Here is a 19,084-nt window from a genome sequence, read left to right on the forward strand (position 1 = left end):
TGGCGCATACCGTTGGTCGTCGAGAAGCATTGCGAAGGGAGCTTGAGATGCACGATCACGCGCACCACGACCACGCGCAGCCTGGCACTCCGCTGCGGGCGCTCGCGATCGCGCTCGCGATCACCGGCACAGTCTTCGTCGCAGAGGTGGTCGGCGGATTGCTCTCCGGATCCATGGCGCTGCTGGCGGATGCGATGCACATGCTTTCTGACGCCGCGGGGCTGATCATCTCTCTCGTGGCCATCCTCGTGGGCAAAAAGGCGGCCTCTGCAACCGCAACGTACGGCTACCGGCGAGCGGAAGTGCTCGCGGCGCTGCTCAACGCGGTCGGGGTGCTGTGCATCTCCGTGTGGATCGTGGTGGAGGCCGTGCGCAGGGTGCGCGACCCGCAACCGGTGGACGTGGGCCCGATGATGGTGATCGCCGTGATCGGCCTGGTGGCCAACGCGCTGTCTGCCTGGGTGCTCGCGCGGCACCGCGGTGGCTCCATCAACGTCCAAGGTGCCTACCTGCACGTCTTGGTGGACATGTTCGGTTCGGTGGCGGTGCTCGTCGCAGGCGCAGTGATTGCGACGACGGGATTTACCGGCGCGGACGTCCTCGCCTCGCTGATCATCGCCGCGCTCGTGCTGCCGCGGGCGTGGCAGCTGATGATCCGCTCGACCCGGGTCATGCTGGAACACGTTCCGGCCGGTTTCGACACCGCAGAGGTGGAGCGCGCGTTGCGCAGAGTGGAAGGCGCCGCCGGCACGCACGACCTGCACCTGTGGTCCCTCGACGGGGTGAACGTGCTCGCTACCGTCCACGTTGTTGCCGCCCCCGGCGTGGACCGCGACCAGCTCCTCGACCGCGTGCAGGCTGCGCTCGCGGAGCTTGGGGTGGAGCACGCCACGGTGCAGGTCGAGCCGCCGGAGCACATCTCCCACGAGAAGGTGTGCTGAAACTGAACTACCCTTGAGGGCCATGGGCTTCACCACACCGAGTTATTCGCTCAAGGACCTATTTTCCCGCGCGGAGCGTGCAGAATTGCAGCTGCCCGACTTCCAGCGGGCGTACCTGTGGGACGTCGATAGAATCCGCACCCTGGTGGCCTCGGTGCTGCGCGGATACCCGGTTGGTGCGTTTCTCGCGCTCGACACCCGCAACACCGGGCAACGGTTTAAGCCGCGCCCGATTGAAGGGGTGCGCGCAGACGGCGTGGAGCCAGGGCTGTTGCTTCTCGACGGTCAACAGCGCCTCACCTCCCTCTACCAGGCCTTCAAGGGGGACGGTGAACTCAAGGGTGAAATCAAGACCGTGGACTTCCTCGGCCGCCCCATCCGGCGTCGATTCATGGTGGACGTGCGCACAGCGGTAGCTGCAGACCCGATGCCGGTGGAAGCTCTGTTCGCCGTGGACGAGACTGGGCGGGTGCGCTCGCACTTCGGTCCCGCCGTCGACGGTGAGCTGGATACGCGCGAGGCCTATATCGAACACGGTGTCATCCCGGTGAGCATGCTGCTGTGGAAAGAAGGCAACGAGCTGCTGGTGGACATGGCTGCGCAAACCCAGGACGAATCGCTGCGCGATGCCGCCAAGCGCTTTATCAACCAGGTCACCCAGGAGCTGCCTGCGTACGACATCCCCGTTATCCGTGTGGACCGGGAAACCACCCAGGCCGGTGTGGGCCAGATTTTCGCCTTTGCCAATTCCGCCGGCGTGCAGATGGACGTATTCGAGCTGTTGACTGCGGTGTTCGCGGCGGAAAACGAGGAGTTCGTGCTGGCCGAGCACTGGGCGGGGGTCGAGCGGCAGCTGCGCGAGCACCCCGTGCTGGACAGCGTGGGGCGCGTGGGATTCCTGCGCGCGTTGTCGCTGCTGCTGACCAGCCGCCGCGGGCCTGCGCTGGGGCACCGCGGCGACATCTTGAACATCACGCTCGAGGAGTACCTCGGCCACGCCGACGAGATGGTGGAGGGGTTCTGTGCGGCAGCGGCCTTCTTGGAGGAGCGGCGTGTGGTCTCCGCCGGCCAAGTGCCGTACCCGGAGCAGCTCATTCCGCTGGCCGTCATCCTGGCGCGCCTGGCCGAAGATGCGGACGCGTTGGCCCGCCCGGATGCTGCTGACCGCCTCAACCGCTGGTTCTGGTGCGGAGTGTTCGGCGAGCTGTACGGTTCGCACGCCCCGACCATCCGCATCGGATTAGACGTAACTGAGGTCACCCCGTGGGTGCGCGGCGACACCGACGAGCTGCCGCGGACAGTGGCGGACGCGCGATTTCACGAATCCCGCCTGCGCAGCGCCAGTCCGGACAGCGGTGTCTATCGCGGCCTGTACTCCCTGCTCATGGCACGAGGTGCCCGCGACTGGCGCACCGCAGAGCCGTTTACCGCCGAAAGCGTGTCGCAGCTGCAACCGCGCTTCCGCCAGGTGTTCCCGCCCGAATTCCTTGCCGCCACCGGCGCGTTGGAGGCGGACCCGCAGTTGGCGTTGTCGGTGCTCAACCGCACACCCATGGGCAGGCGCACCGACGTGGTCATCGAGCACAACGAGCCGAAGCGGTACCTGCCGCGGCTGCAGTCGAAGTCCCTGCTGGAAGACGACGAATTCGACGCGATGCTGGAAGGCCACGAGATAGATCCGGATCTACTGCTCGCCTCCGACTGGGAGGGCTTCATCGCAGACCGCCGGCAGCGTTTCGTGGGCATGATCGAATACGCCATGGACCGCGCAGCCGTGCGGGACTGGGCACCGGGTGAGGCCTAGTGCGCTCACGCAAGGTTGCCGCAGGTGCTGCTGCGGTGGCGCTTTCCGTCCTGCTTTCCGCCTGCGCTCCCGAAGCGCAGCTCAGCCCGCTCGAGCGTGCTCGCGGCGTGAACCAGTCCAGGCACGTGGCAAAGCTGTTTGCGCCCGAGCCGGAAGTGGTCGACGACGTGCTGGGGATCAAAACCACCAAGCTGTTTTTCCCGTCCTCTGAAACGCTCGTGTTGAGTGACACCTCCGTTGAGGCGCAGCTGCGGGCAGCGTCCATCGCGGTGACCACCAACGCTCCGATGATGGTGTACGACCCCAGCCGCCACGCCGAATACATGCGGATGATCGCGGACATGCACACCGTCACAGTGCTCACGGTCGGGGACGTGACCATCGCGCCGTCCTCGGGAGCGGTGCGGGTGCGCCGCGATCCGGGGGGCCTGCGCTCGCTGGAGGAAATGACCGCGCTGCGCTACAAAGAGCGCACGGTGAATACCCCCGAAGACGCGGTGCGTGAGGTTTCCAACCTGTACCAGCTCGAGCCAACCTGGCTGCGCGCCTCGTGGGACGACCCGGTAGTGCTGCCGGCGGCCACCCCGGAACCGTTTCCCATCCAATCGCGCCGCGACGCCAACATGGCCCCTCGGGTGGTGGCCACCTGGGAAACTTCCATAGCGGCGGTGGCAAACGCCCGCAGCTACGGCGCGAATGTGACCGTGGTGCCGCTGGCAGACCCCCGGCGCAGTGAGGAGACCCTGTTCGCCATGGCCGGATTGGCGCAGCGGCCGCTCGTTGCCCTGGGGAGCCAATTCGGCACTTCCGAGGAACTGGCGCAGCGTATCCGCGAGGCCGAAGCGGCCTACTAGCGCAATAGAATAAGCGGCGATTTATCTATCAGTCGTTGAGGAGATCCTGTGCATTCCAACGCACCCATTGTGCTCATCGCGGACCCGCTTGCCCCCGAAGCCGAACAGGCGCTCGGCAATGAGACGGAGATCCGCCGCGTCGCCGGAAGTCGCCGGGCCGAACTACTCAAAGCGGTGCGCGACGCTGACGCGCTGATCGTGCGTTCCTCCACCGAAGTGGATGCGCAGGTCATCGACGCTGCGCCGAAGCTGAAGGTGATAGGCCGCGCCGGGGTGGGGGTGGACAACATCGACGTGGAGGCTGCCGGGCGCCGCGGCATCGTGGTGGCCAACACGCCAACCGCCAACATCCATTCCGCTTGCGAGCACACCATCGCGTTGCTGCTCGCCGCGGCGCGCCGCATCCCGGCTGCGAACGCCTCTACCCACGCAGGTGCGTGGGAGCGCTCAAGGTTCCAAGGCACGGAAATTTACGGCAAGACACTTGGCATCGTCGGCTTCGGCCGTGTCGGCCAGCTCGTCGCCGAACGCATGGCGGCTTTCGGGGCGGATGTCATCGCCTATGACCCGCATCCAAACCAGGAGGCCGCCGAGCGCCTCGGCGTCGAGTTTTCCGGGCTGGAGGCGCTGGTGGCGCGTGCGGATTTTGTCACCGTGCACGTGCCAAAAACGCCGGAGACACAGATGCTGTTTGATGCTGCGCTGCTGCATTCGGCCAAACCCGGGCAGATTCTGGTGAATACGTCCCGCGGCGGGGTAGTAGACGAGGCGGCGTTGGCGGAAGTGCTGCGCGACGGCCCGCTCGCCGCTGCGGGCATCGACGTGTTTGCGCAGGAGCCGCCGCAGGATTCGCCACTGCTCGGTCTGGACAACGTGGTGCTCACGCCGCACCTCGGCGCGCAGACCCGCGAGGCGCAGGCACGGGCAGGTGTGGATGTGGCTCGCGCGGTGTTGTGCGCGCTTCGCGGAGAACCCGTCCCGGGCGCCATCGGCGGGTGATAGTGTGGAACCCGTCCTACGATGTGAGAGAAGGGTTCCAGGGTATGAAAATTGCAGTGCTGGCTGGAGACGGCATCGGCCCAGAGGTCATGGCAGAAGGCCTCAAGGTGCTCGGCGCCGTCCGCGACGACGTGGAGACCACGGACTTCGACTTGGGTGCGCGCCGCTACCTGCGCAACGGCGAGCTGCTCACGGACGCGGACCTGGACGCGCTGAAGGAGCACGACGCCATCCTGCTCGGCGCGATCGGCGACCCCGAGCGGGTGCCGGCGGGTGTGCTCGAGCGCGGCCTGCTGCTGCCACTGCGCTTCAAGCTCGACCATTACGTCAACCTGCGTCCGTCGCGCCTCTATCCGTCCTCAGTCAGCCCGCTGGCGAATCCCGGGGAGATCGACTTCGTGGTCGTTCGCGAAGGGACCGAGGGCCTCTACGCCGGCAACGGTGGGGCGCTGCGCCAAGGCACCGAGCACGAGGTGGCAAGCGAGGTGTCCCAGAACACCTACTTCGGTGTGGAGCGCGTCGTGCGCTACGCCTTCGAGCTGGCCATGACGCGGCGCAAGAAGCTCACGCTCGTGCACAAGACAAACGTGCTGGTCAACGCCGGGGGGCTGTGGCAGCGCGTCGTCGACGAGTTGCAGGCCGAGTTCCCTGAGGTGGAGGTGGACTACAACCACATCGACGCCGCCACCATCTACATGGTGCAAGATCCAAAGCGCTACGACGTCATCGTCACCGACAACCTCTTCGGCGACATTCTCACCGATCTTGCCGGCGCGGTTGCCGGTGGCGTGGGGCAGGCATGCTCCGGAAACATCAACGCCGCCAAGGAGTTTCCGTCCATGTTCGAGCCGGTCCACGGCTCCGCCCCGGACATCGCGGGCCAGGGCATTGCCGACCCGACTGCGATGATCCTGTCCGTGGCCATGATGCTGCGGTTTTTGGGCGACGAAGACAACGCCGCGCGCATCGAGCAGGTGGTCGAGGACGATGTGGCGCAGCGTTGCGACGCCAAGGAGGGAACCGCCGAAGTAGGTGACAGGATCGCCGCGGCCCTCCAGTAGGGTGGTGCGCATGCATGTGACCCGCACAATTCCCGCCCTTTTCGCCGCGACTGCACTGCTAATCTCCGGCTGCAGCGACTCTGAGGGAGGAATCGCAGATTCGCTCGGCGGCGGCAAGTCGCTCGAGACGAATGGTGACGAGGTCATCCAGGACACCGACGGCACCGGCGTCGAGGTCTCCAAACGTCTCTTCGACAAGGCTGACACGGTGGTGGTTTCGGGCAAGGAGCGCGACCAGCAGCTCAAGGCTGCGGCTGTTGCCGTCAAGCTCGGCGCGCCGATGCTGACGCGTCACGACGGCGCGGACGCGGCCGTTGACGCCGAGGTGGAGCGCCTGGGCGCAAGCCGCGTGATCAACGTGCCGGGCGAGGAAGAGGAGGTGGACGCGGTCGCCTCCGCCGAGCCGGCGGGTGACGCCGCCGCGATTGCCTCCCTGGAGCCGGGCAGCCCCAGCGAGTTGGCCATGCCCCCGATGTTTGCCACCGCACTGTCCTCGCGCGCATCCGTGGCCACCGCCCGCGCGGCTGGCGCGGACGTGCAGGTGCTCGCGGCGCCGGATCCGCGCGCGACGCAGGAGAGCATGCGCACTGTCACCGAGCAGGACACGCTCGCGCTGGGGCGGCAGTTCGGCTCGAACGAGAATTTCCAGGCGCGCGCGGCTTTGGCGGACAACGGTGAGTTGCCGGGCGGCGGCGGTCTGGTCTTCCCGGGCAGGCGGATGGTGGCGCTGTACGGCCATCCCTACGGCCCGGATCTGGGCGTGATGGGCGAGCAGGACCCGGCTGCGGCGGTGGAGCTGGCCAAGAAGTACGCCACTGACTACCAGCCGTTCGACGACCAGCCGGTCGTCCCTGCTTTCGAGATCATCGCTACCGTCGCCTCCGGCGGCCCGGGCGACGATGGCAACTTCTCCAACGAGACGCCGATGGAGGACTTGGTGCCCTACGTCGACGCGATCGTCGATGCTGGAGGCTACGCCGTGATTGACCTGCAGCCAGGTCAGGGCAGCTTCTTGGAGCAGGCGAAGCTGTACGAGGAGCTGCTCAAGCGCCCGAATGTGGGACTCGCGCTGGACGCCGAGTGGAAGCTCAACCCGGGTGAGGCCCCGCTGTCTCGCGTCGGCAGCGCCACCTCCGGCGAGGTCAATGAGGTGGCGGATTGGCTCGCCACTCTGGTGCGCGAGAATAATCTGCCGCAGAAGGCACTGGTCGTTCACCAGTTCAACGCGGCGATGTTCCCGGACCGCGAAAACATTGTCACCGGCCAGCCGGAGTTGGCCTGGGTGCTGCACGCAGACGGCCACGGCGACCCGCAGCAGAAGTTCGAGACCTGGGACGTGCTGCGCCAGGGGCTGGACCCGAACTTCTTTATGGCGTGGAAGAACTTCTTCGACGAGGATTTCCCCACCTTCTCCCCGGAGCAGACGTACCGCGACGTGCATCCACGCCCCTGGTTTGTGAGCTACCAGTAAAAACAGTCCCAGCCGTGGCGCGCGCCACGGTATGGTTGCTCCATGAGTGTGGAGCTTGAAGAGGTCTCCGGTTTCCTCGCCCAGCACGAGCCGTTTTCGACGCTGCCCGAGGAGACCCTGCGGGCCCTTCCCGCCCGGATGGGCATCACCTACGTCCGTCGCGGCGACACCGTGATAGAGGTGGGCCAGCCCAACGACACCTTGTACGTGATCCGCTCCGGAGCGGTGGACATTGTCAGTGACGGCGGCATGCTTTTAGACCGTCGTGAAGCGGGCTTGAACTTCGGCTACTCCACGCTGGTGGGCGAGCGGGAATCCGCCTACCTCATGCAGGCGGTCGAAGACAGTATTTTGCTCATGCTCCCGCGCGATGCGTTTGCGCAGCTGCTGGAGCGGTTCCCCGACATGGGGCGCTTTTTCCAAACTGCTTCTCGACGAGTGCGCGCCGCCGCCGAAGAAGTCCGCGACAGCGGCGCCACCGACGTGCTGCGCACCCCGCTGCGCGAGATCTTCGCCGGTCGCGCAGCTGTGGACACAGATGCCGGCGTGAGCATCGCGGAAGCCGCGGAGCTAATGGACGCCGAGGAGGTCAGCTGCTTGATCCTCACCGGCGACGACGGCATCGCGGGCATCATCACCGACGCCGACATGCGCTCGCGGGTGGTGGCACGCCGGATTGATCCGGCGCGGCCGGTCTCTTCAGTGATGACCACCACGGTGCGCACCATCGCGCCTGACGCGCTCGTGTTCGAGGCGATGTTGACCATGAGCGAATTGGGCATCCACCACCTGCCGGTCGCCGACCAGTCTGAGGTGCTCGGCGTAGTCACCGCGGCGGACATCATGCGCCTGTTGCAGGCTGACCCGATCTACTTGGCGGCGGATGTGGCGCGCAGTTGCCTGGACGAGCTTGAGGGTGCCTACAGGGACGCGGGCAGGGTAGCGGTGCGGTTTTTCGAGCGCGGCGCGTCGGCCGGGGAGACGCAGCGCCTGCTCACCTCGATCGCGGACGCGGTGGCGAGGAGGTTGGGTGCTTTAGGCGTCGAAAAGCTGGGGCCGCCTCCTGTGCCTTTCGCCTTCGTTGCTGTCGGCTCGCAGGCGCGTGGGGAGATGGGCCCGGCCAGCGACCAGGACAATGCGCTGGTGCTTGCCGACGATTACGATCCCGCCGCGCACGGACAGTACTTCGACCAGCTCAGCACGTTTATCTGCGAGGGGCTCGACCGCGCCGGCCAGACGCTGTGCCCGGGCGAGATGATGGCGATGAACCCGAAATGGCGCATGACGGTGCAGCAGTGGGACCGCGTTTTCCACGGCTGGGTTACCGCTCCGCAGCCGGACGCGTTGCTGCATGCGCAAGTGTTCTTCGACTTCCGGGCGGTATTCGGCTACGGCGAGGGCTGGCAGGAGATGGCCGCGCGCGTGCGAGCTTCCGCACTCTCGTCTGCCCACCGGTCTCGGCGCCTGCACACGCACCTCGCCGCGCTCGCGACGTTTCGGGAGCCGCCAGTGGGGTTCTTCCGCGGCTTCGTGGTCGAGCGTAGCGGCGAATACGCCCACACGCTGGACATCAAGCGCGGCGGCACGGCAGCGGTGGTGCAGATGGCCCGGCTGTACGCCATCGCGGCCGGCGCGGACGAGGTGGACACTATCTCGCGCCTGAACGCCGCCGCGGGCGGACCGGTCTCGGCCAAGGGAGCGGCGGATCTGCTCGACGCCTACGAGTACCTCGCCGATCTGGCCATGCGCCACCAGGCCGCGCAGGTGCGCGCGGGGGAACAACCTAACTACCACGTCGACCCGAAGCAGCTGCCCGAACGCGACCGAGCGGCGCTGCGCGACGCGTTCGGGGTGATCAAATCGCTGCAGAACGCGCTGACCACCGCGTACCCGACCAGGGCGGTGTAATAGATGTTCTTCGGGCCGAAGAAGCGAAAGATCGATCCTGGCTGCCTGCTCGCCGTGGATGTAGAAACGACGGGGCTCAAACCCGCTCGCCACCAACTCGTGTCCGTGGGCTGGGTGCCGGTAAACGGGCGCGTCATCGACCTTTCCGCGGCACAGTACTTCGTGCTGCGCGGTGCACAGGTGGGCGATTCCGCGACTTTGCACGGGGTGACCGACGACGATGTCGCCGAGCACGGCCGCGAACCGGCGGAGGTGCTGGAGGCGTTCTTGGGCGCGATTCAGGGGCGTGAGCTGCTCGCGCACTTCGCGCAGATGGAAACCGGGTTTTTGTCCCAGCTGCACACCGAAGTTCGCGGCACCTCCTGGCGGTTGCACGACAGTGAGGTGGTGGACACCCTGGTTCTTGAGCGCCGCCATATGGAGCGCATGGGGACCTACCCGCGCGGCGAGGACCTCCGTCTCGCCCGGGTGCGCGAGCGCTACGGCCTGCCGGCTTACGCCAACCACAACGCGCTCACCGATGCCATTGCCTGCGCGGAGCTGTACCTCGCGCTGACATGAGATCCGAGTAACGCCACTTTTGGGTAAGGGTTGTATGCTCTGTCACATGCGTTTTGGACGAATTGCAACACCGGAAGGGATGACGTTCGCAGTCATCGACGACGAGGGGAAGTCCGCAAAAGCGATCGCCGGCACCCCGTTTACCGACCCCGAGTACACCGGCAAAGAGTACTCCCTGGAGGACGTGCGCCTGCTTGCGCCGACGCTGCCGTCTAAGGTGGTCGCCGTGGGGCGCAATTACGCCGACCACGTGGCCGAGGTGTTTAAGGAGTCTGCGGAGCACCTGCCGCCGACCATCTTTATCAAGCCCTCCACGGCCGTCGTGGGCCCCGGTGCGGCCATCAAGATCCCGGAGTACGCCACCCGTGTGGAATTTGAGGGCGAGCTCGCGCTCGTAGTCGGGGTGCCGTGCAAAAATGTCAAGGCTGCAGACTGGAAATCCGTCATTCGCGGAGTGACCATCATCAACGACGTGTCCTCGCGCGATCTTCAGTTCGCCGACGGTCAGTGGGCCCGCGCCAAGGGCATCGACACCTTCGGTCCGATCGGCCCGTGGATTGAGACGGACTTGGAAAAGTTCGACTTTGCCAACCTGCCCATCCAGGCCCACCACACCCACGAGGGAGTGACCGAAACCAAGCAGGATTCCAACTCCAACCAGATGATCAAGTCTGTCGGCGAGATGGTGGAGTGGGTCTCCGAGTCCTTCACGCTGTTGCCTGGCGACGTCATCGCAACCGGTTCACCCGCTGGCACCGCCGAAATGGTCCCGGGCGATTTCATCGAGGTTGAAATCCCGGGCATCGGCAAGCTGGGCAACCCGGTCGAGCGCGCCTAACTACAGGCCGAGTGCGCGCATGATGGTGCGCAGCTTGGCCGACGTCTCGTCGAGCTCGGACTGGGGGTCCGAATGGGCGGTCAGGCCGCCGCCCGCCCAGGCGCGGGCTCTGGTGCCGTCGGCGTTGACCTCCGCGCAGCGGATGGCCACCATGTATTCGCCGTCGCCGGCTGCGTCGGTGTAGCCGACCGTTCCGGCGTAGAAGCCGCGGTCAGATTCGGCGGTGGTAATCAGCGCCTCTGCCGCAGCCTGGGGCGTGCCGCAGACCGCGGGGGTGGGGTAGAGGCTCAGTGCCAAATCCAGCGCCGTCGGCGCCGGATCCTTCAACACGCCTTCAATCGGGGTGGCCAGGTGCCACATTTCGCTGGTCTTTTCCAGTTTCGGCCGCTCGGGGATGTGCAACTCGCTGCAGAGGGGCGACAGCACGCGGCGGATGTGGTCGACCACAAAACGGTGCTCGTCCAGATCCTTTGCAGAATCGTTGAGACTTTGCGCGGCGGCGTTGTCGGCAGCCGGGTCCGCCGGCACGCGCGCCGCCGAGCCTGCGAGCGGGAATGACCACACGCGGTTGCTGCGGCGGCGCACGAGCACCTCAGGCGACGACCCGACCAGGAAATGGCCCGTGCGGCCGGCGGGAGTCAGGTCCGCAATGAAGCCGTCGTGGGTGTACGACAAATCGATCAGTCGCGCCGCCACCAGGCGGGGGTCGACCGGGGGATCAAAGGCGATATCCACCGCACGCGCAAGCACCACCTTGTCCAAAGCGGAACTTTGGATGGTGGAGATGGCGGCCTCGACCCTGCGGAAGTGTTCTTCCGGGGACGGGTCGACGTCGACAAGCATTGCGCTGAGCTTGGAGCCCTCGCCCACACGGTAGTAGGGGTGAGGCTCGAGCGCGCCAGGCTCGCGGATGATGTGCTCCGGAACGGTGAGCGCGGCGGGGCAGTCTTGGTCGAAGGGCAAAGCGCCGACGATCATCTCTTCCTCGCCGCGCGCGATTGCGTCAGCGGCTTTCCAGGCATCGTCGAAGGTGCGCTTGGCACCCTGAGTGCGCACGGAGCCGTCGCCCCGTGAAAGCAGAAAATCTGGGGCGCTGTCGGGTCTGGAGGTGGGCATGTGGGGTTACTTTATCTTCCCCCTGTTCATGTACGCACGTCCGCATATATTGCAGGTGCTTCAAGGTGACTTTATTGTTGCCTGTGTGAAAATTATGAAGACTATCGCGGGTGGCCTCGCCGCTCTGCTCCTGGCGAGTGGTGCCGTCGCTCCTGTGCAAGCCAGCGCTCAGGACATGTCCTCGCAAATCAACAACCAGGTCAACGGCGCAATCAACAACGCCAACCGCGCGGCTGCAGACGCTACGAACCAGGCCAACGCCGAATGGAACAAGTTTGTCCAGATGGCAAACGACTCCATCCCCGGCGGATCCTCACTGCCGCGAAACCCATTCCCGGCCCCGCAAGTCGCGCCTGTGCCGGCTCCGGGGTTTGCTCCCCGTGGCCCCTGGGCCCCGCAAGCTCCCGCGCCTGTTGCCAACGGCACCAACGGTGAAATCCACGCTGCTGGCCGCAGCTATCTCGTCTGGATTCCACGAGGCTACAACCCGGCGAACCCGACCCCGGTGATGGTGGGCTACTCCGCGTTCGAAGACTCCACTGAGAACTTCCGCAACTATTCCCGCCTCCGCGAATCCTCTGTCGGCCGCGACGCCATCATCGTGTACCCGCGCGCCATCGGCGCCTCCTGGGAAGGCTCGCCAACCGCAGCAACCCGTCCGGGGCAGGACATCGCATTCGTTCGCTCAATGATCAACGATGTCGAGCGCTACTACAACATCGACCGCCGACGCATCTACGCCACCGGAATGTCCACCGGCGGCGGAATGGCTGCAGTCTCCGCCTGCCACATGGCCGACCTGTTCGCGGGCGTGGCTGGCGTTTCCGGCGCCTACTACGCGCCGGTGAACCAGGGATGCCAGAACATTCCGGTCGCGTTCTTGGCTTTGCATGGCATGAACGACACACTTACCCCGTACTACGGCACCACCCGACGGGGACAGCGAGTCCTCCCTGTTCCGGAGATGTTCGGCTCCTACGCGGCACGCAATGGCTGCGGGCTGGGCCTGGACCGCGCACCGCTGCCCAACGCCACCCGCGTTTCCGCCCGCGGCTGCCGCAAGGGCGTGGAAGTGATCCAGGTGCACGGCTCCAACCACTACTGGTGGTACTCGCCGTCCGCCGCCGATGAAATGTGGTCGTTCCTCTCCCGCCACTCCAAGTAGCGCACCGCCTAGGCGCCTCCCGGGGCGCGACCCGGGGCGCCTGTCAAGGCGCGGTTTTGTAAAACTCGGCCACAGTGGTGAGGGGGCCTGGGGGTATTGGGTTTTGTTTTAGGCCGAGTTTTACAAAACCATGTTGTGCCGGTTCTGCGGCCGCATAATGTTGTGCCGGTTCTGCGGCCGCATAATGTTGTGCCGGTTCTGCGGCCGCATAATGTTGTGCCGGTTCTGCGGCCGCATAATGTTGTGCCGGTTCTGCGGCCGCATAATGTTGTGCCGGTTCTGCGGCCGCATAATGTTGTGCCGGTTCTGCGGCCGCATAATGTTGTGCCGGTTCTGCGGCCGCATAATGTTGTGCCGGTTCTGCGGCCGCATAATGTTGTGCCGGTTCTGCGGCCGCATAATGTTGTGCCGGTTCTGCGGCCGCATAATGTTGTGCCGGTTCTGCGGCCGCATAATGTTGTGCCGGTTCTGCGGCCGCATAATGTTGTGCCGGTTCTGCGGCCGCATAATGTTGTGCCGGTTCTGCGGCCGCATAATGTTGTGCCGGTTCTGCGGCCGCATAATGTTGTGCCGGTTCTGCGGCCGCATAATGTTGTGCCGGTTCTGCGGCCGCATAATGTTGTGCCGGTTCTGCGGCCGCATAATGTTGTGCCGGTTCTGCGGCCGCATAATGTTGTGCCGGTTCTGCGGCCGCATAATGTTGTGCCGGTTCTGCGGCCGCATAATGTTGTGCCGGTTCTGCGGCCGCATAATGTTGTGCCGGTTCTGCGGCCGCATAATGTTGTGCCGGTTCTGCGGCCGCATAATGTTGTGCCGGTTCTGCGGCCGCATAATGTTGTGCCGGTTCTGTCCCGGGGTGGTGTTGCTGCTTCTTACTTTCGACTCGATTTAAAGCAGACACAAAGTCTAGGGTGGCCAGCTTAGCAAGGTGAATAGGGGTGATTACCCCTATTGGTAGATGCATTGCTCAGTTTCATGACCGGTTTCGCTGACACGAATACCGCGTGTGCGGCTTGGGAACTTCGCAGGGATCCCTGACTCGAAATCAATTTCAAGTTTTGCTGATAATAGTCGCACCGCATCATCGACTTCATTGGGATCACAGGGAACATCAGCAACAGTTACGAAGAAGAATACTGAGTACTCCGCTTCCTCTTCTGGGCTTAGCTCCTCGCTCGGTGGGATGATCTCTGACAGGAGGAGTTCAAAAGTTGGTTCACTGTGTCCAGCTTGGTATGCCTGTTCAGACGAGAAGTGCACTCTGTTTTTTTCGCGCACCACATCGACACATCTTTGGTGCCTTGCTTTTGCTTCATCAAGTTGGTCGTACCGACACACGAATTTTGTGAAAAAACACCACGTAGATGTCTCATCCATAATGGTTCCTTATCTGCACGTCGATTTAAATAGGTCTCATCGATTTTGTGTAAGCGCCTCGAGGGGTGTACTTCTTCTGGGTTTTGCAATGACGCTTTGCGTGGTTCGGGCCGAACTTGGAGACGAACGAGTTTGCGTCACTTTCAGCCGCTTCAGGATCCTTGGAGTGATTTCCAAACGTGAAACCGGAAATAGGGTTATCGGGAGCGTTTTGGTGTACCTGGCATTTCACCGTGTAAGTCCCGATACTATCTCTGTAACGAGGATCATCTTTGCCTAGAGCGTCTGCGTGAGGGACGTGAATGGCGGAAACGGTGAGAGCTACTACCGCTGCTGAACAGAATCTACGGCGCGACATCTTTATGCTTTCTCCTTCTCTTGTTCTCTAGCAGAGATAGACCCCATCGATTCGTCCGATGGCAGGGCCAAGATTAGTACGTGAGCCAGGTTCGATTGATTTACAAGTTTTGTCAGGGCCAAAAGCCAGAGTCACTTTCACGCGTTGCGGTTCATCGCCGCCGCAATTGTTTTCCACTTGAACAAATCCCTTTTCTGCTTTCGCGACAATGCAGTTCGGTGCAGTTGTTAAACCGGCCGCCCTAGCTTGCCCCTTCTCCGGCAGGCCGTTTGGAATAAATTCAACTTTGGCTACATCACCCTTTTGAAAAGAGATGCTTTCACCCGGGGCCAGGTCCGTTTCCGTAGCTGCATTCGTTGATAGTGAAGTGGGTCTATCGTTGGCCTGCGCATTCGCAGGAATTGCGAGCGTAGTCGCTAGGGTTAGGGCGAATATTGCAGCTGAACGAATCGGGTTCAATCTAGATCTCCTTCCGATTTCGGGGCGTGGTCGTCTCTATCCGGCCACCTGAACTAGAAGCGTGTCCGAGGGTAATGTAGAGGGGAGGATAGATAAATGTAGACAATGTATGTTTCATTGCTCGCCAGTTTTCCGGAGGGTCTCCCTCGTTATATCCATTTGCAACTCGTGCTGGCACCATTCCCATCTCAGGTTTGTACAGAAAAGAGAATAGCTCCAGCGACAACTATCGGGTCGCCCGCGCCTATTTCAAGCTGAGCATGTTACGGGACGGGTAGCCGAAACCGTAGATATCGAGCGGGCATTTTTCGAAACGGTGACCATCTCGTCGAGTTCTTTCGGCATTCGCAGGGCTTTGGATTCTGACAGGCTGGCCGCCGAATCGGAGTCGATTGCGTGCTCTTTGCGCGTGATCGGCGCTCGAGTAGTAAGGGAAGGATGGGCCGTGACGGAGTTTCGGCACCGCCACATCGATCGTCCGTGACAGGCTCTTGTGGTTGCGGTAGCGGCACCAGTTGCGGTGGGGCACGCCCTAGAGAATGAGGCGTCGCCGTATTGGGCGTCGTTGGCAGGGTCAGTTTGGACGCAAGAGGATCTAGTTGAGTTGACTTGTCCAATCGGACACCCTCTCGGGGGCTCGAGCCAGTTGAACTTTCAAATACGTTGCCGGGAGGATAGGCGGTGCAGCGGTTATTGCCATGCTCCTTTCGGTGGTGCACCGGAGGACGTCGATAGGCAATGGGCTCTGCGCGCTACGATTGCGCACATGACTGACTCTTCAATGCGCGTACGTTTTTGCCCGTCACCTACCGGAACCCCGCACGTGGGCATGGCACGCACGGCACTGTTCAACTGGGCGCAAGCCCGCCACTCTGGAGGCACCTTTGTCTTCCGCATCGAGGACACGGATGCCGCGCGTGACTCGGAGGAGAGCTACCAGGCGATCATCGAGTCGCTGGAGTGGCTGGGCTTGACCTGGGATGAAGGTATCAACGTGGGCGGCCCGCATGAGCCTTATCGCCAGTCCCAGCGTTCTGAGATCTACGCGGACGTTTTGAACAAGCTCATCGAGGCTGGCGAGGTATACCCGGCGTACTCCACCAACGAAGAGGTCCAGGAGCGTCACAAGGCTGCCGGCCGCGACCCGCAGCTGGGCTACGACAACTTCGACCGCGACCTGACGCAAGAGCAGATCGACGCGTTCGAGGCGGAAGGCCGTAAGCCGGTGTGGCGCCTGCGCATGCCGGACCGGGACTGGACCTGGAACGACTTGGTGCGCGGCGAGGTGACCTTCAAGTCCGAGACTCAGCCGGACTACGTGGTTGCCCGCTCCAACGGTGCTCCGCTGTACACGCTGGTGAACCCGGTCGACGACGCGCTGATGGGCATCACCCACGTCCTTCGCGGCGAGGACCTGCTTTCCTCGACGCCGCGTCAGTTGGCGTTGTACGAGGCGCTCAAGCGCGTCGGCGTTGCCGAGTTCACCCCCGAGTTCGGCCACCTGCCGTTCGTGATGGGGCAGGGCAACAAGAAACTGTCCAAGCGTGACCCGGAATCCAACCTGTTCAACCACCGCGACAACGGCATCATCCCGGAAGGCATGATCAATTACCTGGCGCTTCTGGGGTGGTCGCTGTCCGCAGACCAGGACATCTTCACGGTCGAGGAAATGGTGGAGGCGTTCGACGTCTCCGACGTGCTGGGCAACCCCGCGCGCTTCGACCAGAAGAAGCTGGAGGCCATCAACGCCGACCACATCCGACTGCTGGCCCCGGAGGACTTCCGCGACCGCCTGCGCGCATACCTGACCGAGTACACCGAGTTCCCGGACGATTACCCGGCGGACAAGTTCGCCGTCGCGGCAGATCTGGTGCAAACGCGCATCAAGGTGCTGTCCGACGCATGGAACCTGCTGAAGTTCCTGGTCATCGCGGATGAGGACCTCGAGCTGGATGAAAAGAGCGCGAAGAAGAACCTCAAAGACACCGCGATCGAGCCGCTCGACGCTGGCATTGTCGCCCTGGAAGCCATCGGCGAAGGGGAGTGGACCACGGCCAACATCGAGGCCGCGTTGAACAAGGCGCTTATCGACGACCTCGGGTTGAAGCCGCGCGTCGCTTTCGGTGCCCTGCGCGTGGGTGCCACCGGCGCTGCCGTGTCCCCGCCGCTGTTTGAGTCCATGGAGCTGCTCGGCCGCGAGTCCACCCTCAAGCGCCTGCGCGCTGCCCGGGCCGTGACCCCGTACCAGGTCGCGCAGTAGTTACAGCGCTGTTGTTCTACCCCTTTTAGGCCACCGCTTTTTGCGCGGTGGCCTGGGGATTTGGTTGCTTTAACGTTTCATGGTTATAGTAATCCACGTTGTTCAGCCGGACAGGCGCAGGACCGAAAGGGAAAGCGCAGGTCAGAACTGAAAAACGATGGCCTATGGTGTAATTGGCAACACAACGGTTTCTGGTACCGTCATTCTAGGTTCGAGTCCTGGTAGGCCAGCTGCAGAGCTTTAAGTTCTGTGTCCTAATGCCCCGTTCGTCTAGCGGCCTAGGACGTCGCCCTCTCACGGCGGTAACACGGGTTCAAATCCCGTACGGGGTACAAGAGTAAACCTCCGATCCACCTGCTGGATCGGAGGTTTTTGTTGTGCGGGTTGCCTCTCAGAAGATTCCACCGCCCCGTGGACATGCTTTCGCGAACTATGGTTAATCGCATGGTGTGGTCGTTGTCGTCGCTATTGAGCGGACGGATTCAGCAGAGCGGTTCGAGCCTTATCGACGCTTCCAGTGTCCCCGCAGCGGCATCGAGTCTGTTTTCCGCAATCCCGATCCTGGCAGTGCCGGCGCTGTTTCTGGCCACCCTTGGCGGGGGAGTGTTCGGCTCTTCGATGTATGAGGGGGCGAGCAGCAATGGGTCGTCGCTAAGCAATGTCAGCGAAACTTTCCCTGACCCCGACGCGCGCCCGGCGACGCTGAAATCGGTCACGCACATCGAAAACGACGTGTACGAGGTCGTGGTCTACTCCCACGCCATGGGCCGAGAGGTCAAAAACGAGGTCATCCTGCCCGGCGGTCCGGACAACGATACCTCGCGGCCCACGTTCTACCTGCTCATGGGCGCAGACGGAGCGGCGAACGGGTGGTCGTGGCGCAACTCGTCGGACTACCAGGATTTCTTCCAAGACAAACTGGTCAACGTGGTCACCCCGATTGGCTCCGTGTCCTCCATGCAGGCCGATTGGTACCGCGAGGACGAGGCGACTGGCCGCAACAAGTGGCTGACCTACTTCACCAAAGAGCTGCCGCCGCTAATGGACGAGTATTTCCACGGCAACGGGCGCGACGCGATCGCAGGTATCTCAATGTCCGGCGGGCCCGCTTTGCACATCGCGTCGTTGGATACGGAACGGTTCCGCGCTGCCGCGTCCTACTCTGGCTGCCCGGCAACCTCCGGTGTGCTGGGCGATACCTACGTGCGCCAGGCGCTCAAACTCAACGGCGCGGACGCGACCAAGATGTGGGGTCTGTCCAGCAACCCCGCGTGGGAGGCGCACTCGCCGGTGCTGCACCTCGGCGCGCTGGAGGACACGAAACTGTTCGTCTCGGCGGCGCAAGGCGTGCCGGGTGAGATCGATGACACGAAAACTTCCTCGGAGCGGATCGGGCCGCCCGTCGCGATTGAGGCGGCCTCCTACGCCTGCTCCGACTACTTTGTAGACCAAGCGCAGCGCGCGGGCCTGGACGTGGAGTGGTACCCGCAGGTGGAAGGCACGCACAGTTGGGGGCTGTTTGAGAAGTCCATGCGCAAGAGCTGGGGTGTGATCGGACCCGCGCTCGACGTCCAACCGTTCGAGCGGGAGACTCCGGTGACCAAGGCGCCCCTTCCGGAAGAGGCGCCGCAGCCGGTGGGAGGCTCTGAAAAGGGATCTTCCGGATCAAGCGAGTGATCCACACTGTACGTGACCGCAACATTGATGCGCGGTGGCGCTCTGCGCTCGGTGGCTACCACCGCTGGTCCGCTTGTCATCGCTCCAGCGTCCGCAGAGGGAAACGGCGGCGACCTTGGGTTCGTCGAGAAGTATCAATTTCCTGCGCTTAGCGATCCAGGATTGCTGAGATTGTTCACCCAGCGAGCGCCCCACGGCGGTGTTAAAGTAGGCGCGGTTTTTACCGTGTCCGAAG

General features: G+C 63.5%; 15 protein-coding genes, 2 tRNA genes and 1 pseudogene. 14 read left to right on the top strand and 4 right to left on the bottom strand.

The window, feature by feature from the left end; all coding sequences use genetic code 11:
• The first annotated feature begins 47 nt into the window (after positions 1–47).
• The 9 genes and pseudogenes from CFOUR_RS04955 (at position 48) to CFOUR_RS04995 (ending at position 10,437) form a co-directional block, all read left to right on the top strand.
• Positions 48–941, top strand: coding sequence for a cation diffusion facilitator family transporter (locus CFOUR_RS04955; protein WP_085956570.1), 894 nt, complete (start codon positions 48–50; stop codon positions 939–941).
• Between the two features lie 22 nt (positions 942–963).
• A complete protein-coding gene (locus tag CFOUR_RS04960; protein WP_085956569.1) occupies positions 964–2,745 on the top strand; it encodes a DUF262 domain-containing protein in 1,782 nt (593 codons plus the stop codon).
• Positions 2,745–3,599: a hypothetical protein gene (locus CFOUR_RS04965; RefSeq protein ID WP_085956568.1), complete on the top strand. Its 855-nt coding sequence runs from the start codon at positions 2,745–2,747 to the stop codon at positions 3,597–3,599. Before CFOUR_RS04960 ends, CFOUR_RS04965 begins: the two co-directional genes overlap by 1 nt.
• A gap of 48 nt (positions 3,600–3,647) precedes the next feature.
• Positions 3,648–4,589 (top strand): annotated as a pseudogene (locus CFOUR_RS04970) (hydroxyacid dehydrogenase); the annotation flags it as partial.
• Positions 4,590–4,642: 53 nt separating this feature from the next.
• Positions 4,643–5,659, top strand: a complete 1,017-nt coding sequence (locus CFOUR_RS04975; protein ID WP_085956562.1) for a 3-isopropylmalate dehydrogenase — start codon at positions 4,643–4,645, stop codon at positions 5,657–5,659.
• Positions 5,660–5,669: 10 nt separating this feature from the next.
• Positions 5,670–7,130 (top strand): dehydroquinate synthase/iron-containing alcohol dehydrogenase family protein, encoded by a 1,461-nt coding sequence (locus tag CFOUR_RS04980; RefSeq protein ID WP_290180155.1) that lies wholly within the window; start codon positions 5,670–5,672, stop codon positions 7,128–7,130.
• 42 nt (positions 7,131–7,172) lie between these two features.
• On the top strand, positions 7,173–9,038 hold the full coding sequence (locus CFOUR_RS04985; RefSeq protein WP_085956567.1) for a DUF294 nucleotidyltransferase-like domain-containing protein: 1,866 nt from the start codon (positions 7,173–7,175) through the stop codon (positions 9,036–9,038).
• Positions 9,039–9,041: 3 nt separating this feature from the next.
• Entirely contained in the window at positions 9,042–9,599 is a 558-nt protein-coding gene (locus CFOUR_RS04990) for a 3'-5' exonuclease (RefSeq protein ID WP_085956566.1), read from the top strand.
• A gap of 46 nt (positions 9,600–9,645) precedes the next feature.
• A complete protein-coding gene (locus CFOUR_RS04995) occupies positions 9,646–10,437 on the top strand; it encodes a fumarylacetoacetate hydrolase family protein (protein WP_085956565.1) in 792 nt (263 codons plus the stop codon).
• Here CFOUR_RS04995 and CFOUR_RS05000 read toward each other — a convergent pair whose 3' ends face one another.
• The gene (locus tag CFOUR_RS05000; protein ID WP_085956564.1) at positions 10,438–11,553 is read right to left on the bottom strand and encodes an isochorismate synthase; all 1,116 of its coding nucleotides are present in this window, start codon (positions 11,551–11,553) and stop codon (positions 10,438–10,440) included.
• A gap of 94 nt (positions 11,554–11,647) precedes the next feature.
• Here CFOUR_RS05000 and CFOUR_RS05005 point away from each other — a divergent pair, with 94 nt between their 5' ends.
• Positions 11,648–12,718, top strand: coding sequence for a CE1 family esterase (locus tag CFOUR_RS05005; RefSeq protein ID WP_290180269.1), 1,071 nt, complete (start codon positions 11,648–11,650; stop codon positions 12,716–12,718).
• A 43-nt stretch (positions 12,719–12,761) separates the two neighbouring features.
• Here CFOUR_RS05005 and CFOUR_RS05010 read toward each other — a convergent pair whose 3' ends face one another.
• The 3 genes from CFOUR_RS05010 to CFOUR_RS05020 form a co-directional block, all read right to left on the bottom strand.
• On the bottom strand, positions 12,762–13,619 hold the full coding sequence (locus CFOUR_RS05010; protein WP_290180159.1) for a hypothetical protein: 858 nt from the start codon (positions 13,617–13,619) through the stop codon (positions 12,762–12,764).
• A gap of 47 nt (positions 13,620–13,666) precedes the next feature.
• Positions 13,667–14,095, bottom strand: coding sequence for a hypothetical protein (locus tag CFOUR_RS05015; RefSeq protein WP_230471717.1), 429 nt, complete (start codon positions 14,093–14,095; stop codon positions 13,667–13,669).
• A gap of 385 nt (positions 14,096–14,480) precedes the next feature.
• Positions 14,481–14,912, bottom strand: a complete 432-nt coding sequence (locus CFOUR_RS05020) for an alpha-amylase inhibitor (RefSeq protein ID WP_230471716.1) — start codon at positions 14,910–14,912, stop codon at positions 14,481–14,483.
• 766 nt (positions 14,913–15,678) lie between these two features.
• Between CFOUR_RS05020 and gltX the strand changes: the two genes are divergently transcribed.
• The 4 genes from gltX (at position 15,679) to CFOUR_RS05040 (ending at position 18,849) form a co-directional block, all read left to right on the top strand.
• Positions 15,679–17,172: a glutamate--tRNA ligase gene (gene gltX, locus CFOUR_RS05025; RefSeq protein ID WP_085956558.1), complete on the top strand. Its 1,494-nt coding sequence runs from the start codon at positions 15,679–15,681 to the stop codon at positions 17,170–17,172.
• 158 nt (positions 17,173–17,330) lie between these two features.
• A tRNA-Gln gene (locus CFOUR_RS05030) sits at positions 17,331–17,402 on the top strand.
• A 29-nt stretch (positions 17,403–17,431) separates the two neighbouring features.
• Positions 17,432–17,504: transfer RNA gene (locus CFOUR_RS05035), tRNA-Glu, on the top strand.
• 100 nt (positions 17,505–17,604) lie between these two features.
• Positions 17,605–18,849 carry an alpha/beta hydrolase gene (locus CFOUR_RS05040; RefSeq protein ID WP_230471715.1) on the top strand — a complete coding sequence of 415 codons (1,245 nt, stop codon included), beginning with the start codon at positions 17,605–17,607 and terminating at the stop codon, positions 18,847–18,849.
• The last annotated feature ends 235 nt before the right edge of the window (positions 18,850–19,084 follow it).

It is taken from the genome of Corynebacterium fournieri (genome assembly GCF_030408775.1).
Lineage (GTDB): Bacteria > Actinomycetota > Actinomycetes > Mycobacteriales > Mycobacteriaceae > Corynebacterium > Corynebacterium fournieri.

What these genes read in the sequence shown, in the direction of transcription:
- CFOUR_RS04980 (WP_290180155.1), top strand. Translation starts at nt 5,670, where the DNA reads ATGCATGTGACCCGCACAATTCCCGCCCTTTTCGCCGCGACTGCACTG.
- CFOUR_RS04985 (WP_085956567.1), top strand. Translation starts at nt 7,173, where the DNA reads ATGAGTGTGGAGCTTGAAGAGGTCTCCGGTTTCCTCGCCCAGCACGAG.
- CFOUR_RS04975 (WP_085956562.1), top strand. Translation starts at nt 4,643, where the DNA reads ATGAAAATTGCAGTGCTGGCTGGAGACGGCATCGGCCCAGAGGTCATG.
- CFOUR_RS04990 (WP_085956566.1), top strand. Translation starts at nt 9,042, where the DNA reads ATGTTCTTCGGGCCGAAGAAGCGAAAGATCGATCCTGGCTGCCTGCTC.
- CFOUR_RS04960 (WP_085956569.1), top strand. Translation starts at nt 964, where the DNA reads ATGGGCTTCACCACACCGAGTTATTCGCTCAAGGACCTATTTTCCCGC.
- CFOUR_RS05040 (WP_230471715.1), top strand. Translation starts at nt 17,605, where the DNA reads ATGGTTAATCGCATGGTGTGGTCGTTGTCGTCGCTATTGAGCGGACGG.
- CFOUR_RS05000 (WP_085956564.1), bottom strand. Translation starts at nt 11,553, where the DNA reads ATGCCCACCTCCAGACCCGACAGCGCCCCAGATTTTCTGCTTTCACGG.
- CFOUR_RS04955 (WP_085956570.1), top strand. Translation starts at nt 48, where the DNA reads ATGCACGATCACGCGCACCACGACCACGCGCAGCCTGGCACTCCGCTG.
- CFOUR_RS04995 (WP_085956565.1), top strand. Translation starts at nt 9,646, where the DNA reads ATGCGTTTTGGACGAATTGCAACACCGGAAGGGATGACGTTCGCAGTC.
- CFOUR_RS05005 (WP_290180269.1), top strand. Translation starts at nt 11,648, where the DNA reads ATGAAGACTATCGCGGGTGGCCTCGCCGCTCTGCTCCTGGCGAGTGGT.
- gltX (WP_085956558.1), top strand. Translation starts at nt 15,679, where the DNA reads ATGACTGACTCTTCAATGCGCGTACGTTTTTGCCCGTCACCTACCGGA.
- CFOUR_RS05015 (WP_230471717.1), bottom strand. Translation starts at nt 14,095, where the DNA reads ATGGATGAGACATCTACGTGGTGTTTTTTCACAAAATTCGTGTGTCGG.